The 14,543-nt window shown below is 60.4% G+C and carries 15 protein-coding genes and 1 tRNA gene; 13 read left to right on the top strand and 3 right to left on the bottom strand.

Annotated elements, in window-relative coordinates:
* Position 1 precedes the first annotated feature (1 nt).
* From hemA to ACJ8IM_RS08430, 5 genes are all read left to right on the top strand, one after another.
* A complete protein-coding gene (hemA, locus tag ACJ8IM_RS08450) occupies positions 2-1,213 on the top strand; it encodes a 5-aminolevulinate synthase (protein WP_033637936.1) in 1,212 nt (403 codons plus the stop codon).
* On the top strand, positions 1,210-2,382 hold the full coding sequence (locus ACJ8IM_RS08445; RefSeq protein ID WP_033646543.1) for an MFS transporter: 1,173 nt from the start codon (positions 1,210-1,212) through the stop codon (positions 2,380-2,382). The genes hemA and ACJ8IM_RS08445 overlap by 4 nt, the downstream gene beginning before the upstream one ends.
* Entirely contained in the window at positions 2,375-3,094 is a 720-nt protein-coding gene (locus ACJ8IM_RS08440; RefSeq protein WP_033637933.1) for an enoyl-CoA hydratase-related protein, read from the top strand. The genes ACJ8IM_RS08445 and ACJ8IM_RS08440 overlap by 8 nt, the downstream gene beginning before the upstream one ends.
* A 122-nt stretch (positions 3,095-3,216) precedes the next feature.
* On the top strand, positions 3,217-3,783 hold the full coding sequence (locus tag ACJ8IM_RS08435; protein ID WP_049195811.1) for a GNAT family N-acetyltransferase: 567 nt from the start codon (positions 3,217-3,219) through the stop codon (positions 3,781-3,783).
* A complete protein-coding gene (locus tag ACJ8IM_RS08430; protein ID WP_033654200.1) occupies positions 3,767-4,327 on the top strand; it encodes a hypothetical protein in 561 nt (186 codons plus the stop codon). The genes ACJ8IM_RS08435 and ACJ8IM_RS08430 overlap by 17 nt, the downstream gene beginning before the upstream one ends.
* A 111-nt stretch (positions 4,328-4,438) precedes the next feature.
* Here the strand turns inward: ACJ8IM_RS08430 and ACJ8IM_RS08425 are convergent, their stop codons facing one another.
* Positions 4,439-4,741 (bottom strand): putative quinol monooxygenase, encoded by a 303-nt coding sequence (locus ACJ8IM_RS08425; protein WP_033637930.1) that lies wholly within the window; start codon positions 4,739-4,741, stop codon positions 4,439-4,441.
* A 382-nt stretch (positions 4,742-5,123) separates the two neighbouring features.
* Between ACJ8IM_RS08425 and ACJ8IM_RS08420 the strand changes: the two genes are divergently transcribed.
* Positions 5,124-6,437, top strand: a complete 1,314-nt coding sequence (locus ACJ8IM_RS08420; RefSeq protein WP_033654201.1) for an MFS transporter — start codon at positions 5,124-5,126, stop codon at positions 6,435-6,437.
* A 74-nt stretch (positions 6,438-6,511) separates the two neighbouring features.
* Positions 6,512-7,015, top strand: coding sequence for a DedA family protein (locus ACJ8IM_RS08415; RefSeq protein WP_033654202.1), 504 nt, complete (start codon positions 6,512-6,514; stop codon positions 7,013-7,015).
* A 220-nt stretch (positions 7,016-7,235) separates the two neighbouring features.
* Here the strand turns inward: ACJ8IM_RS08415 and ACJ8IM_RS08410 are convergent.
* Positions 7,236-7,311: transfer RNA gene (locus ACJ8IM_RS08410), tRNA-Lys, on the bottom strand.
* Between the two features lie 349 nt (positions 7,312-7,660).
* Here ACJ8IM_RS08410 and cycA point away from each other — a divergent pair.
* Positions 7,661-9,061 carry a D-serine/D-alanine/glycine transporter gene (gene cycA, locus ACJ8IM_RS08405; RefSeq protein ID WP_033637927.1) on the top strand — a complete coding sequence of 467 codons (1,401 nt, stop codon included), beginning with the start codon at positions 7,661-7,663 and terminating at the stop codon, positions 9,059-9,061.
* A gap of 50 nt (positions 9,062-9,111) precedes the next feature.
* On the opposite strand, the gene ACJ8IM_RS08400 is transcribed toward cycA, so the two are convergent.
* Positions 9,112-10,035 carry a DMT family transporter gene (locus tag ACJ8IM_RS08400; RefSeq protein ID WP_033654203.1) on the bottom strand — a complete coding sequence of 308 codons (924 nt, stop codon included), beginning with the start codon at positions 10,033-10,035 and terminating at the stop codon, positions 9,112-9,114.
* A 67-nt stretch (positions 10,036-10,102) separates the two neighbouring features.
* Between ACJ8IM_RS08400 and ACJ8IM_RS08395 the strand changes: the two genes are divergently transcribed.
* The 5 genes from ACJ8IM_RS08395 (at position 10,103) to ACJ8IM_RS08375 (ending at position 14,518) form a co-directional block, all read left to right on the top strand.
* Entirely contained in the window at positions 10,103-10,678 is a 576-nt protein-coding gene (locus ACJ8IM_RS08395; RefSeq protein ID WP_033654204.1) for a helix-turn-helix domain-containing protein, read from the top strand.
* 157 nt (positions 10,679-10,835) lie between these two features.
* Positions 10,836-11,435, top strand: coding sequence for an NAD(P)H:quinone oxidoreductase (wrbA, locus tag ACJ8IM_RS08390; protein WP_033637924.1), 600 nt, complete (start codon positions 10,836-10,838; stop codon positions 11,433-11,435).
* 236 nt (positions 11,436-11,671) lie between these two features.
* Positions 11,672-11,986: a hypothetical protein gene (locus tag ACJ8IM_RS08385; RefSeq protein WP_033637923.1), complete on the top strand. Its 315-nt coding sequence runs from the start codon at positions 11,672-11,674 to the stop codon at positions 11,984-11,986.
* A gap of 118 nt (positions 11,987-12,104) precedes the next feature.
* Entirely contained in the window at positions 12,105-13,565 is a 1,461-nt protein-coding gene (locus ACJ8IM_RS08380; protein ID WP_033654205.1) for a TrkH family potassium uptake protein, read from the top strand.
* Positions 13,566-13,717: 152 nt separating this feature from the next.
* The gene (locus tag ACJ8IM_RS08375) at positions 13,718-14,518 is read left to right on the top strand and encodes a DNA/RNA non-specific endonuclease (protein ID WP_015377376.1); all 801 of its coding nucleotides are present in this window, start codon (positions 13,718-13,720) and stop codon (positions 14,516-14,518) included.
* Positions 14,519-14,543: the final 25 nt, after the last annotated feature.

Raw genomic sequence — 14,543 nt, 5'->3', positions numbered from 1 at the left:
GATGAGCGTACTGAACATTCTTGAAGAAAAGCTGGCGGAAACCAAAAAACAGGGGCGTTTTCGCGAGTTCCTCAACCTTGAACGCGGCGTGCAGGACAAACCCTGGGCCACCAGCCACGGGCACCACGGTGAGCGCCGCCTCAACGTCTGGTGCTCGAACGACTATCTGGCGATGAGCCACCACCCCAAAGTGCTGCTAGCCACCACCGAAGCGGTTAACCGGGTCGGGCTGGGCACCTGCGGCGCCCGCAGCATTTCCGGCACCTCGGTCTACCACAGTGAGCTGGAAACGCTGTTGGCCAGCGCCTACGGCAAAGAGTCGGCGCTGCTGTTCACCACCGGTTTCGGCGCCAACGACGCCACCTTGTCCACCCTGTGCGACGCCATTCCCGATCTGATCGTGTTCTCCGACGAGCTGAATCACGCCTCGATGATTTACGGTATCCGCTACAGCAAAGCGGAGAAAAAGATCTTCCGCCACAACGACGTGGCACACCTTGCCGAACTGCTGCAGGCCGCCGATCCGGCGCGGCCAAAGCTGATCGCCTTCGAGTCGCTGTATTCCATGGACGGTGACTTCGCCCCGCTGGCGCAGATCGTGGCGCTGGCGGAGCAATATCAGGCGCTGACCTATCTCGACGAGATCCACTCCGCCGGCGTCTATGGCGAACGGGGGCTGGGCTACGCCGAACAGCTGGGCCTGCTGGATAAAATCACCATTATTCAGGGTGGGTTCGGCAAATCTTACGGTGCGGCGGGCGGTTATATCGCCGCGCCCCGCTCGGTGGTGGAGGCGGTGCGCAGCTGGGCCCCGGCATTCGTCTTCAGCACCTCGTCGCCGGCGCCGGTGGTGGCCGCCGCGCTGGCCAGTTTTAAATACAACCTCGAGCATGACACCCAGCGCAAGCACCTGCTGGCGATCGTCGATCACCTGAAAACCGGCCTGCGCGCCGCCGGCATCCCGCTGGTGTCGGCCGACAGCCATATCCTGCCGCTGCGGGTCGGCGATCCGCACCGCAACAAACACATCAGCAAAGTGCTGCTCGATGAGCATGATATTTACGTGCAACCGGTCAATGCGCCGACGGTGCCCGCAGGCAGCGAGCGGCTGCGGGTGACGCCGACCTCGGCGCACTCCCATGCCGACGTGGAGACGTTCCTGGCCGCGCTGGGGCGGGTCTGGGCGGCGAACGATCTGCGGAGGGCGGGATGACGTTAGCGGATTATAACGGCCATCTGGTCACGCTCTGTCTGATGGCGACCGGCACGTTCGCCATCGGCACCGACGCCTTTATCGTCGCCGGCGTGCTCAGCGACATTTCCGACACCTTTGCCGTCAGCCCCGCGCAAGCGGGGCAGTTGATATCGGTATTCGCACTGGCTTATATGCTGTTCGCGCCGCTGACCGCCTGGCTGCTGGGCAACGTCAACCGCAAGCATATCCTGCAGCTGGCGCTGGTGCTGTTCATCGCCGGCAACCTGGCCTGCGCCTGGGCCACCAGCTACCTGCAGATCTCGCTCGGCAGAGTGCTGGCCGCATTGGGAGCAGCCTGTTACACGCCGCAGGCCGCCGCCGCCGCGGTGGGGCTGGTGGCGGAAAAACGCCGCGGCCTGGCCATTTCCATCGTCTATGGCGGCATGACGTTGGCTATTGCGCTCGGCATTCCGTTCGGTACCTTTCTCGCCAAACTGATCGGCTGGCGTGAAATCTTCCTGTTCATCGCCCTGCTGGGGGCGATTGCGCTGCTGGGCCTGTCGTTGGCGCTGCGCGCCATCGCGCCGCCGGGCAAGCATTCGCTGAAAGAGCGGCTCGCCCCGCTGCGGCAAAAGGCGGTGCTGACCACGCTGCTGATCACCTTTTTCGCCGTTTGCTCGGAACACATCGTCTATAGCTACGTCAGCGTATTGCTGAAAAACACCCAGTTCGGCCCGCAGGCGATCCTGCCCCTCGCGCTGCTGGTGTTCGGCATTGGCGCGGTGATCGGCAACTTTGCCTCCGGCGCGTTAACCGATGCCCTCGGCAGCAAGTTCGTGCTGCTGTTTTCCGTGGCGATCCAGACGCTGTCCCTGTTCCTGCTGGCCTTTTATGTCACTTCCCCCTGGTGGGTGCTGGCCATCTTCCTGGTCTGGGGCATCACCGGCTGGATGTACCTGGTGCCGATCCAGCATCACCTGTTGTCGCTGTCGAAACGCTTTGGCGCGCTGACCGTGTCGCTCAACAGCTCGGTGCTGTACGCCGGCATCGCGGCGGGCGGCATGCTGGGCGGCCTGACGCTCTACGCGCTGCCGGCCTATTACCTGCCGCTGTTTTCGCTGCCGCTCGGCGCCATCGCCCTGCTGCTGACACTGCTGTTTTTCCGGGGAGAGACCGGCAATGAGTAAAGCCCTTCCGGTGCTTTATGAGCGCCATGGCGAGCAGGTTGCGGTCATCACCCTCAATCGGCCGGAAAAAAAGAACGCCATCAACCTGCAGATGGCCGAGCTGATCCGCACTTACCTGCGGCAGGCGGATAACGATGACTCGGTGCGCGCGATCGTTCTGGCCGGTCAACCGGCGGTATTTTCCGCCGGCATGGATGTCGACGCCTTCCGTCAGGGCGAACTGCCCATCGTCACGCCGGAGGGGTTTGGCGGGCTGATCCATGCGCAGATCGCCAAGGTGATCATCGCCGCCGTTGACGGCATCGCGTACGGAGGCGGCTTTGAGCTGGCGCTGGCGTGCGATCTGATCGTCGCCGGCCAGAACGCGCGCTTCAGTTTCCCCGAAACCGGGCTCGGGTTAGTCGCCGCACAAGGTGGATGCGCGCGCTTGCCGACGCGCATTTCCCCCTATGTCGCACTCGACTGGCTGCTGACCGGCAGAACCGTCGGCGCACGGGAGGCGCTGTCACACGGCGCCATTTCCCGTATCAGCGAGGGGGCGGCCCGGGAAGAGGCGCTGCGCATCGCCGAACAGATCGCCGCAAAAGATCTTGCCGCCAGCCAAACGGTGAAGGCCATCGTGCGCCAGGGGCTGGCACGGCAAGAAGCCCCCTCATTCGCTTTTCAACAAGGCCCGGTCGAGCGCCTGCGCCAGGCTGCCGCCCGCCGATAATTCTCCCGCCGGTTCGCCTGAACCGGCATTTCCCGCTTTTCCGCCTCCGCTCATTTTACGCAGCCCATCTCTCGGCGCCGGGTTACACTGCGGTAGCCCTAATGCGCTGATAAGGAAAAACAATGCGCCATTTGCCTCTGCTGACCCCCAGACTTCGCCTGCGCCCGTTCACCGCCGACGATCTGCCCGACTTTACCGCCTACCGCAGCCACCCGGACGTGGCACGCTATCAAAGCTGGAGCGACTACAGCGCCGCCGATGCGCAGGCCTTTTTCGCACGGCAACGGCGGCTCGAATTCAACCGTGACGACAGCTGGTTTCAACTGGCGGTCGAACGCCGCGAGGACGGCGCGTTGCTCGGCGATATCGCGGTGCATTTCTTCGATGAGGGGCGTCAGGCTGAACTGGGCGTGACCTTCGCGCCCAGCCACCAGCGTCAAGGGCTGGCGCGCGAGGCGCTGAACGCCGTCATCGCCCTGCTGTTCGGGCCGCTGGCGAAGCACCGTATTACTGCGGTGGTGGACGCGCGTAATCTTGCCGCCGCCACGCTGTTCGGCAAACTGGGTTTTCGGCGCGAGGCCCATTGGCGGCAAAACGTGTTTTTCAAAGGCGCGTGGGGCGACGAATTCGGTTTCGCTCTGCTGCAAAGCGAATGGCGGGAGAATGCAAAGCATGACGCTGCTGAATAAATACCTTGGGCAATACCAGTTCTCGGAGCGGCATGCGATCGCCATCGCCGCGCCACAGGCGCGGATCCTGGCGGCCGTGGCCGCTTACGATCCCAAGCACGACCGTTTTTTCCGCAGCATGATAGCGCTGCGCGAATTGCCCGCGCGGCTGATGCCACGCAATAAACCCAGCCCGCCGCCGTTTGGCCTGCATAACTTTTGCCTGCTTGAGCAGGATGACAGCGCGTTGGTCTATGGCCTGATCGGCCGCTTTTGGCAGGCTGAATACGGTCTGGAGCAGGTCGCTGACGGGGCGGGCTTTCTGGCCTTCGTTAAGCCCGGCGTCGCCAAACTGGCGCTGGGTTATGTCGTGAGCCCTCTGCCGGACGGCCGCTGCCGCCTGGTGACGGAAACGCGCATCTTCTGCCCCGACGACGCCAGCCGGCGGCGGTTTACCCCCTATTGGTATGCGATTCGCCTGGTCAGCGGGCTGATACGCCGCCGTATGTTGCGCGCCATTAAAACAGTCAGCGAAAAGCCGGCGGTGAATCATTCACCAGGCTGATTTATTTAAGAGCATTCTTAGAGAATGAAAATCATTATCAGCCTATTTTTTAATCACAACAAGATAGTAGTGAGAAGCCATTGACCCCGCCCCCTGCGGGGATTTTTTCGCCTATTTATCACCTGTTTCAGGAAATACCTGCATAAACAGGAAGGTGCAAGGCTTGCGCTGATGCTGGTTGATCTGCGGCACCAGCCGGGTGAAATGCTCGGTCTGGCAATGCGCATCCAGGGCGGCGCGATCCGGCCAGCTTTCGATAAAAATAAAATGCCCGGGATCCTGCTGGTCGATACACAGCTCATAACTGATGCACAAAGGTTCCTGCCGGGTTTTCTCCACCAGCTCGCGATACCATGGCATAACGGTTGCAATGTGTTCCGGGTGGATAAAATCTTCAGCGATGACCTTCAGCATGTAGCGCTCCTGTATTTTGTTTTGCCGCGTTTCACCTTATATCCCCCCCTCACGAGATGAAAGCGCCTTTCTCCGGGTCTACCACCGGGTTGCCAATTCGGTGATAGCGCACACAGATCGCGATCAAAGCGCTTGAACGCGCCATAGCCCTGTGTGAACTTTTAATTAACAAGAAAGCAACACACTATTCACCGTGGTGATGTCTGCACCAACCTGCCGACTCGATACGCGGCGTTTTTTTCGCCTCTAAAGGCCTGACCATTAGTCCTTTAGACCTTTAAGGCTCACGAAAAAATCCGTGGTTACCGCCGTGTTGCGGGCAACGGCATCAGGACGGTCCTGTGACCGACGTTTGTCATTCTCAGAAGAGAGGTTATCGCCAGTGAATCACGCCACCTATGCCGCTCCAGCGCTCAACGCCGCCATCCGCAAAACCTGGCGCAGACTGGTGCCCTTGATGTTCGCCATGTACTTTGTCGCCTTTATCGACAGGGTTAACGTCGGCTTTGCCAAGGACGCGATGGCCATCGATATCGCGCTGTCGCAATCCGCCTTTGCCCTGGGCGCCGGGATATTTTTTGCCGCCTATGCGCTGTTCGGCATCCCGGCCAACCTGCTGATGAACCGCTGGGGCGCCAAACGCTGGCTCAGCGCCACCACCGCGCTGTGGGGGGCGCTGTCGGCCTGTACCGGGCTGGTGACCAACGAACAGCAGTTTATCGTCTTGCGCTTTCTGCTGGGGATCGCCGAAGCCGGCTTTTACCCCGGCATCCTGCTGCTCGCGTCGATCTATTTTCCCAATAAGGTGCGCGCCTCGGTGATCGGCATTTTCGTGCTTGGCGTGCCGGCGGCCCTGACGCTCGGCTCGCCGCTGTCGGGAGCCTTGCTGGAGATGCACGGCGTGCTGGGCAAACCCGGCTGGTTCTGGATGTTCGTGCTGGAGGGGCTGCCGGCCGTCGCCCTCGGCGTCTTCGCCTTTTTCTATCTCGACGATAGCCCGCAGCAGGCCCGCTTTCTGACCGAGGAAGAGCGTGCGGCGCTGGTGGCACAGTTGGCCGCCGAACAGCAGCAGACCGAAACCAGCAGCGTCAAAGCGGCGATGAGAAGCGGCAAAGTTTGGCATCTGGCGTTGATCTACGGCACCCTGCAAATCGGCGTGTACGGCCTGATGTTTTTCCTGCCGTCGCAGGTCGCCTCGCTGATGGGCACCCATCTCGGCTTCAAGGCCTCGCTGGTGGCCGCCATTCCCTGGGCGTTCTCTGCGCTGGGCGTCTATTTCCTGCCGCGCTTTGCCGACAGAAACACCGCCAGAAGATTACCGATCGCCGTCGGCTGCATGATCGCGGCGGCGCTGGGGTTGGTGGTCTCTTCCTATGCCGGCCCTTTGCTCGCTATCGTCGCCCTGAGCTGTTGTGCAGTCAGTTTCCTGGCGGTACAGCCGATTTTCTGGACGTTTCCCGCTCAGGTGCTCACCGGCCCGGCGCTGGCGGCCGGCATCGGCTTTTGCACTACGCTCGGCGCCGCGTTCAGCTTTTTAGCCCCGCTGATCCGCACCGAGGCGGAACAGCGTTTTCACAGCCCGCATGCCGGGCCGCTGGTGCTGGCCGCTTTCTCGCTGCTGTGCGCCGCGCTGTTGTGGGCGCTCAGAAACCGGCGCGCCGAGGTGAGCAAGCAAGACGCAAAGATTGCCGGATAGCGGCGCGTTATTTAACCCTTATTGAACCTGCGGATGGGACACTGGCACTCAGCCCCCTCGCCCGCAGGTGTTAAATGGATGAATTGACGCACATTATCGCCAAATACAGTCCGGAGCCGGAGATGTTGCTGCTGCTGATTTTCCTGTTTGCGCTGGGTAAATCCGTGATCTTCGTTTCCTCCATCCTGCCGCCCGCTTCGGTCACGCTGCTGATGGGCATTGTTGCGGGCAAGCACGCGCTGCCCCTCGGCGCCGTTTGGGCGGCCATCGCCCTCGGCGCCGCGCTGGGATCGATCTTGTCGTTCCACTGCGGCGCGCTGCTATGCCGCCGCGATCTTGGCCGCCGGCTGCCGGCACGCTTTCACGCGCCGCTGCGCAAAGCCCAGCGCGCCTTGCAAAAGAGAGGGCTGCCGCTGCTGTTCGCCTCGCGTTTTCTGGCGGTGATGCGCTATACCGTACCGCTGATGGCCGGCATGCTGAAACTGCCGCTGGGGCGCGTCTATGCCACCGCCGCGCTCTCGGCTGCCGCCTGGGCGCTGATCTTGATGTCGGCTGCGCATGTATTCCCCGTATCTTGACCTGAAAGATTCTTGGGCAAATTTTCGGCCCATGCGCCGACGTTGCGCCAGCGCACAGCCTCTCTTGCCGTATAAACTGCGGTGCAACATCGCAGTTTGCGCCAGATCACCTTTCTGAACATCAGTCGAAAAATGCGAATTTTTTTGCAGAATGCGCGCTTAAAACGGCGCAATGAGGAAACAAACAGAGAAAAGTCCGAGCGTAACACGCTGATTTGGTTGGCGGGTCGTACAGGGGTCGAACCTGCGCCCCATTGATTAAGAGTCAACGGCTCTAGCGACTGATCGAACAACTCAACGCGCTAAACTGTCTTCCTCACCGGCGCCGCTGTCGAACGCTTACACCCATTACTTTTTCTCATGCGAACTTTACAACCCTTTGTTTAATCAACGAGATAAGCCGCATAAGGTCTGTTAATCCCACGTTTTGAAGAGTAATCTTCCGCTCCCTGAACGTCCGATTTGCCTCCTCCGTGTAAAGATTGATCGACTTTTATCCCGCGTATAAATGTTGTAAACATGTTGCACAAAGGTGGCGTTATTGCACTACCTTACTAAAGCCGGACCAACCGGATAAATGTATAAAAAAGAGCCACTTCAGAGCTCGCGACTTCACTAATGACAGGTAAAACAGGACATCATCAGATGGTAGATCACTCTAAAATAGCGACTGACGCGACGCCCGCTTCAGAAGATCATCTACGGCGAAACCTCACTAACCGACATATTCAACTGATCGCCATCGGCGGCGCCATCGGCACCGGTCTGTTTATGGGCTCCGGTAAAACCATCAGTCTGGCCGGCCCTTCGATCATCTTCGTGTACATGATCATCGGCTTTATGCTGTTCTTCGTGATGCGCGCCATGGGCGAGCTGCTGCTGTCCAACCTGGAATACAAATCGTTCAGCGATTTCGCCGCGGACCTGCTCGGCCCGTGGGCCGGTTTCTTCACCGGCTGGACCTACTGGTTCTGCTGGGTGGTCACCGGCATCGCCGACGTCGTGGCGATCACCGCCTACGCCCAGTTCTGGTTCCCCGAGCTGTCGCAGTGGATCGCTTCGCTGCTGTGCGTGCTGTTGCTGCTCGGCCTTAACCTGGCGACGGTGAAAATGTTCGGTGAAATGGAGTTCTGGTTTGCGATGATCAAAATCGTCGCCATCGTCGGGCTGATCGTCGCCGGGCTGGTGATGATCGCCATGCAGTTCCAATCGCCGACCGGCACCGTGGCCTCATTCACCCATTTGTGGAATGACGGCGGCATGTTCCCGAAAGGCATCAGCGGCTTCTTCGCCGGCTTCCAGATTGCGGTATTCGCCTTCGTCGGCATTGAGCTGGTGGGCACCACCGCCGCGGAAACCAAGGATCCGGAGAAATCGCTGCCGCGCGCCATCAACTCGATTCCGATCCGCATCATCATGTTCTACGTGTTCGCCCTGATCGTCATCATGTCGGTGACGCCGTGGAGCTCCGTGGTGCCGGACAAGAGCCCGTTCGTTGAGCTGTTCGTGCTGATCGGCCTGCCGGCCGCGGCCAGCGTGATCAACTTTGTGGTGCTGACCTCAGCCGCCTCTTCCGCCAACAGCGGCGTATTCTCCACCAGCCGCATGCTGTTCGGGCTGGCGCAGGAAGGCGACGCGCCGAAATCGTTCGCCAACCTGTCCAAGCGCGCGGTGCCGGCCAACGGCCTTACCTTCTCCTGCATCTGCCTGCTGGGCGGCGTGGTGCTGATTTACCTGATCCCGAACGTGATGACGGTCTTCACCCTGGTGACCACCGTATCGGCGATTCTGTTCATGTTCGTCTGGACCATCATCCTGTGCTCGTACCTGGTCTACCGTAAACAGCGCCCGGCGCTGCACCAGAAATCGATCTACAAGATGCCGGCCGGCAAGCTGATGTGCTGGGTGTGCATGGCGTTCTTCGTGTTCGTGCTGGTGCTGCTGTCGCTGCGCGAAGACACCCGCCAGGCGCTGATCGTCACCCCGCTGTGGTTCATCGTGCTCGGCCTGTCTTACGTGTTCCTGCGCAAGAAGAAAACCGCGTGATGCAAAAGGGGCGGATATCTCCGCCCCTTCCTGCTTTCTATGTCTCTGCGCTAATCCGCTTCCGTCGCCACCGCCGCTTTATCCCTGCGCCGCACGCGCAGCTCGCTGACCACCACCCCGATTACAATCAACGCGCCCCCCAATAACGCCACGCCCGGTAAACGCTCGCCGGCCAACCGCCCGACGATGCCCGCCCAGACCGGTTCGCCGGCGTAAATCACCGTGGCGCGCGTCGGCGAAACGCTGCGCTGCGCCCAGTTCATGGTCAGCTGAATCAAGGCGCTGGCCAGCCCCAGCCCTATGGCGCTGTACAGCAGGTAATCCGAATACGGCGGCGGCGACTCGCCGGTCGGCGCCATCATCAAAAAGGAGGCCAGCGAGGCGGTCGCCAGCTGCACAATGGTCACTCGGCGAATATTGACCTTGCCGGCGAAGGCGCCGATCAGAATGATCTCTGCCGCCATGCCCAGGGTGCCGGCCAGCGTCAGAATTTCACCGAGGCTCAGCGTCATGTCGGTGCTGCTCGGCGCCGCCAGCAGCATCAGGCCGGTGAAGGCCAGCAGAATGCCGATCCACGACATGATGCCGGGGAAGCGCCCCAGCACCAGCCATTGCAACAGAGGCACGATCGGCACGTACATGGCGGTGATAAACGCCGATTGGCTGCTGGTGATGGTCTGTAGGCCGACGGTTTGCATGCTGTAACCGAACATGATCGCCAGCCCGATCAGCATGCCCGCCTTCAGTTCATACCGGGTCAGGCCGCGCAGCACGCGCAGCGAAAACAGCGTCAGCGCCAGCGTGGCGGTGGCGAAACGCAGGCCGACGAAAAAGAACGGCCCGCTGACCTGCATCGCGTGATGCACCGCCAAAAAGGTGCCGCCCCAGATCATGGTGATGAAAATCAACACCGCTTCCGGCAACCTGATTTGCGGAACCACGGCGGAAATAAAGGATTTTTTTGCTGCTGACACCGGCTTGCCCTTCCTGCTGAGTGCAATATAATGCACAGATCCTGCCAGTATGAGATAAAGTCCGGCGATGAGCAATACGGCGCATAACGCAAAAACCGATCCTCCCAAGGTGCTGCAATACCTGAGCAGCAATCTGCGCGGCTACCGCCAACGGGCGGGCCTGAGCCAGATGGCGCTGGCCGAGCTTTCCGGCGTCAGCCGCCGCATGCTGGCGGGCATCGAGGCCGGCGATCGCAACGTCAGCCTGGCGGTGCTCGACAAGATCGCCGCCGCCCTGGCGATTTCTTTCACCGATCTTATCCAGGCGCCGGAAGCGCGCGGCAGCCATCTGGTGGGCGAGTTGGCCTGGCAAGGCGCGCAGCCGGGCAGCCAGGCGCTGTTCGCCGCCAGCGTGCCGGCGCGGCAACGGGCCGAGCTGTGGGAGTGGACGCTGATGCCGGGCGAGCGCTATGACTCTGCCCCGGACGCCGAAGGCTGGAGCGAAATGATCTACGTGATTGCCGGTACCCTGACGCTGGAGCTGGAACAAGGCACGCTGACGCTCAGCGCCGGCGCCGCACAAACCTTCAACAGCGATCAACGCTACGCTTACGCCAACCACGGCAACCTCCCCCTGCGCTTTATCCGCAACGTCGCCTTCTGACCGCCCGCCGACCCGCGCCGGCACGCTGGCAGGAACAGCGGCTGGCGCACAAGCTGCGGCGCTTGCCCTGAATCCGCCATCCAACAAAACCAAGTTCGTCATTCGCTTCTATGCTTATCAAGGGTTTTTGTTAATCATCTGAGCGGGAGTACGGAACATGACGAAAGTGTTGGTGCTTTATTACTCAATGTACGGCCATATCGAAAGCCTGGCGCAGGCGGTGGCCGAAGGCGCGAATCGGGTTAACGGCGTGGACGTGACGATTAAACGCGTGCCGGAAACCATGACGCCGGAGGCCTTCGCCAAAGCCGGGGGCAAACAACATCAACAGGCGCCGGTCGCCACCCCGCAAGAGCTGGCGGACTATGACGGCATTATCTTCGGCACGCCGACCCGCTTCGGCAATATGGCCGGGCAGATGCGCACCTTCCTCGATCAGACCGGCGGTCTGTGGGCTTCCGGCGCGCTGTACGGCAAGGTAGGCAGCGTCTTCTCCTCCACCGGCACCGGCGGCGGCCAGGAACACACCATCAGTTCCACCTGGACCACGCTGGCGCACCACGGTTTCATCATCGTGCCGATCGGCTATGCGACCCCGGAGCTGTTTGACGTTTCGCAGGTGCGCGGCGGCACCCCGTATGGCGCCACCACCATCGCCGGCGCCGACGGCTCGCGGCAGCCGAGCAACGAAGAGCTGACCATTGCCCGCTATCAGGGCGAGCACGTGGCAAAAATCACCGCCAAGCTGAAAAGTTAAGTCCCCTCCTGCGCCTGTGATTCAAAGGGCCGCGCATTCGCACGGCCCCATCTTGTTGCCGACACGCCGCAAGGTTAGAATGCCCCTCCCCCGGCCATTCAGCGTCTGAAGGCCAGGCCCGAATTCGTTCTGCCCGTCGCTCATCCGCTTTCAGCCCGAGGACGGGCGTTCTGTTTTTTGCGCACAGCGAAGGGAATAAGTCAGTGTCTAAAGATTTTGATGAACTAATAAGAGACATGGATCTTATTATTGAAAATGTAGACAGCTTCAAGGCTCTGGCTCCGCGCGCGCCCGAGCCGGCTCCGGCCCCGCCGCCGCCGGTTCATCACTACGACTCGTTCTGCGAGAACATCGCGCTGAAAGTGGTCTTGAAGGTGCTGCTGTCTTCGGTGGACAAAATAGTCAAAGTGCAGATCGCCAACAAGGTCGAGCAGGAGATTACCCAGATCGAACAGCAGGTGGTGCGCGCCGGCGGCGGCCCGGTGTCGCCGGACGATCTGGCGCAGATGACGCACTATGTGCGCCGTACGGTCAACGACCTGCTGGAATAACGCCCCCGCCATACTTATTAGGCGATATGAATTTTTACGTTATTTTTATATCGCCTGCTTTATGCTTGATACACTTCAATAAATTGACGCATTGTCGGCAGGCATTCCGAGCAACAGTATGGTCAGAACCAAACAGATCCTGGTCGTTATTCATCTTTGCAGCTTTTTGGTCCTTCTTTACAGCCTTTCAATGATCCCGCCCCTGCTGATGGGGCTGTTGTATAAAGAAAAAAGCGCCTTCTCATTTTTCTATACCCTAGTGGTGGCCGCCACGCTCGGCGGATTGGGCTGGTTCAGCACCCGGCAGTCGAAAGTGCAGCTGCGCACCCAGGACGGTTTTCTGATCATCGTGATGTTTTGGCTGCTGTTTTCCGCGATCAGCGCCCTGCCGCTGTGGCTGGATGACACGCTGAACGTCCGGCTGGTCGACGCGATGTTTGAGGGAGTCTCCGGCATCACCACCACCGGCGCCTCGGTGCTGAATGACGTCTCGAACGTGCCCAAATCGTTCCTCTATTACCGCTCCCAGCTCAATTTTATCGGCGGCCTCGGGGTTATCGTGTTGGCCGTGGCCGTGCTGCCGCTGCTGGGCATCGGCGGCGCCAAACTTTACCAGTCGGAAATGCCCGGCCCGTTCAAGGAGGAACGCCTGACGCCACGCCTGGCCGATACCTCGAAAAACCTGTGGTTGATCTACCTTGGGCTGGGGTTGGCCTGTACCGTCGCCTTTCGTCTGGCGGGCATGCCGTGGTTCGATGCGCTGTGCCACGGCATTTCCACCGTGTCGCTCGGCGGATTTTCCACCCGTAACGAAAGCCTGGGGTACTACGACAGTTCGGCGGTGGAAATGGTCGGCGGCATTTTCTCTATTCTGGCGGCGGTGAACTTCACGCTCTATTTCATTGCCGTCGGCCGTCGCAGCCTGAAACCGCTGTACCGCAGCCCCGAGCTGCGCTTTTTCCTGTTGATTCTGGCCATCGTCGTGGCGATCGTGTGTATCGAGCTGTACCGCTCGGGCATGTACGGCGTCAAAGACGCCTTCGTGCACGGCTTTTTCCTCACCAGTTCGATGATGACCGACAACGGTCTGGCCATCGCCGATTACACCCGGATCCCGTCCCACACCATCATGCTGCTGCTGGCGGCGAGTTTCTTCGGCGGCTGCGTCGGCTCCACCTGCGGCGGCATTAAAGCGCTGCGCTTTCTGATCATGTACAAACAAAGCCGGCTCGAGATCAACCAGCTGGTGCATCCCAACGCCATGTACACCATCAAGGTCGGCAATGCGCCGATCCAGGATCGGACGCTGCGCTCCGTCTGGAGCTTCTTCTTCCTTTACGTGCTGTTCACCTGTCTGTTTATCTGGCTGCTGAACTTGATGGGCTATGATCTGGTCACCGCTTTCGCCACCGTCGCCGCCTGCATCAACAATATGGGGCTGGGGTACGGAGAAACCGCCGCCGGTTTCGGCACGCTGAACGACGCGGCGAAATGGCTGATGTGCGCCGCCATGCTGCTCGGCCGCCTTGAGATCTATCCGATGTTGATCCTCTGTTCACGCGCGTTTTGGCGTTTTTGATAGTCCGAGCGGCGTACAGGGCGCCGTTCCGCTCTGTCAACGCCGACACATTCACAACATGAATGTGTTGCATTGTTGTATTCGTTTCACTGCGATAAGTTTAATTCACTGTAAATATATACAGTATTTTTTAACTTATTGAGGATATGAATATGCGTTTTAACAACAAGATGTTGGCCCTGGCCGCCCTGCTGTTCGCCGCGCAGGCGTCGGCCGACACGCTCGAATCCATCGACAACTGCGCGGTCGGCTGCCCGACCGGCGGCAGCAGCAACGTATCGATCGTGCGTCACGCTTATACGTTGAACAACAACAGCACCACCAAGTTCGCCAACTGGGTGGCCTATCACATCACCAAAGACACGCCGGCCAGCGGCAAGACGCGCAACTGGAAAACCGATCCGGCGCTCAACCCGGCGGACACTTTGGCGCCCGCCGATTACACCGGCGCCAATGCGGCGTTGAAGGTCGATCGCGGTCATCAGGCGCCGCTGGCCTCGCTGGCGGGCGTTTCCGACTGGGAGTCGCTGAACTACCTGTCCAACATCACGCCGCAAAAGTCCGATCTGAACCAGGGCGCCTGGGCGCGGCTGGAAGATCAGGAACGCAAGCTGATCGATCGCGCCGATATTTCCTCGGTCTATACCGTGACCGGGCCGCTGTATGAGCGCGATATGGGCAAACTGCCGGGCACCCAGAAAGCGCACACCATCCCCAGCGCCTACTGGAAAGTGATTTTCATCAACAACAGCCCGGCGGTGAACCACTATGCCGCTTTCCTGTTCGATCAGAACACGCCGAAGGGTGCCGATTTTTGCCAATTCCGCGTGACGGTGGACGAGATCGAGAAACGCACCGGTCTGATCATCTGGGCCGGTCTGCCGGACGACGTGCAGGCCTCGCTGAAGAGCAAGCCCGGCGTCCTGCCGGAATTGATGGGCTGCAAAAACTGACGAAAAAACCCGCCAAGGCGTGTTT

The sequence above is a fragment of the Serratia sp. CY33525 genome, from assembly GCF_052169115.1.
Lineage (GTDB): Bacteria > Pseudomonadota > Gammaproteobacteria > Enterobacterales > Enterobacteriaceae > Serratia > Serratia sarumanii.
The sequence above is the reverse complement of the archived record's forward strand: the minus strand, read 5'-3'. Positions and strand labels throughout refer to the sequence as shown.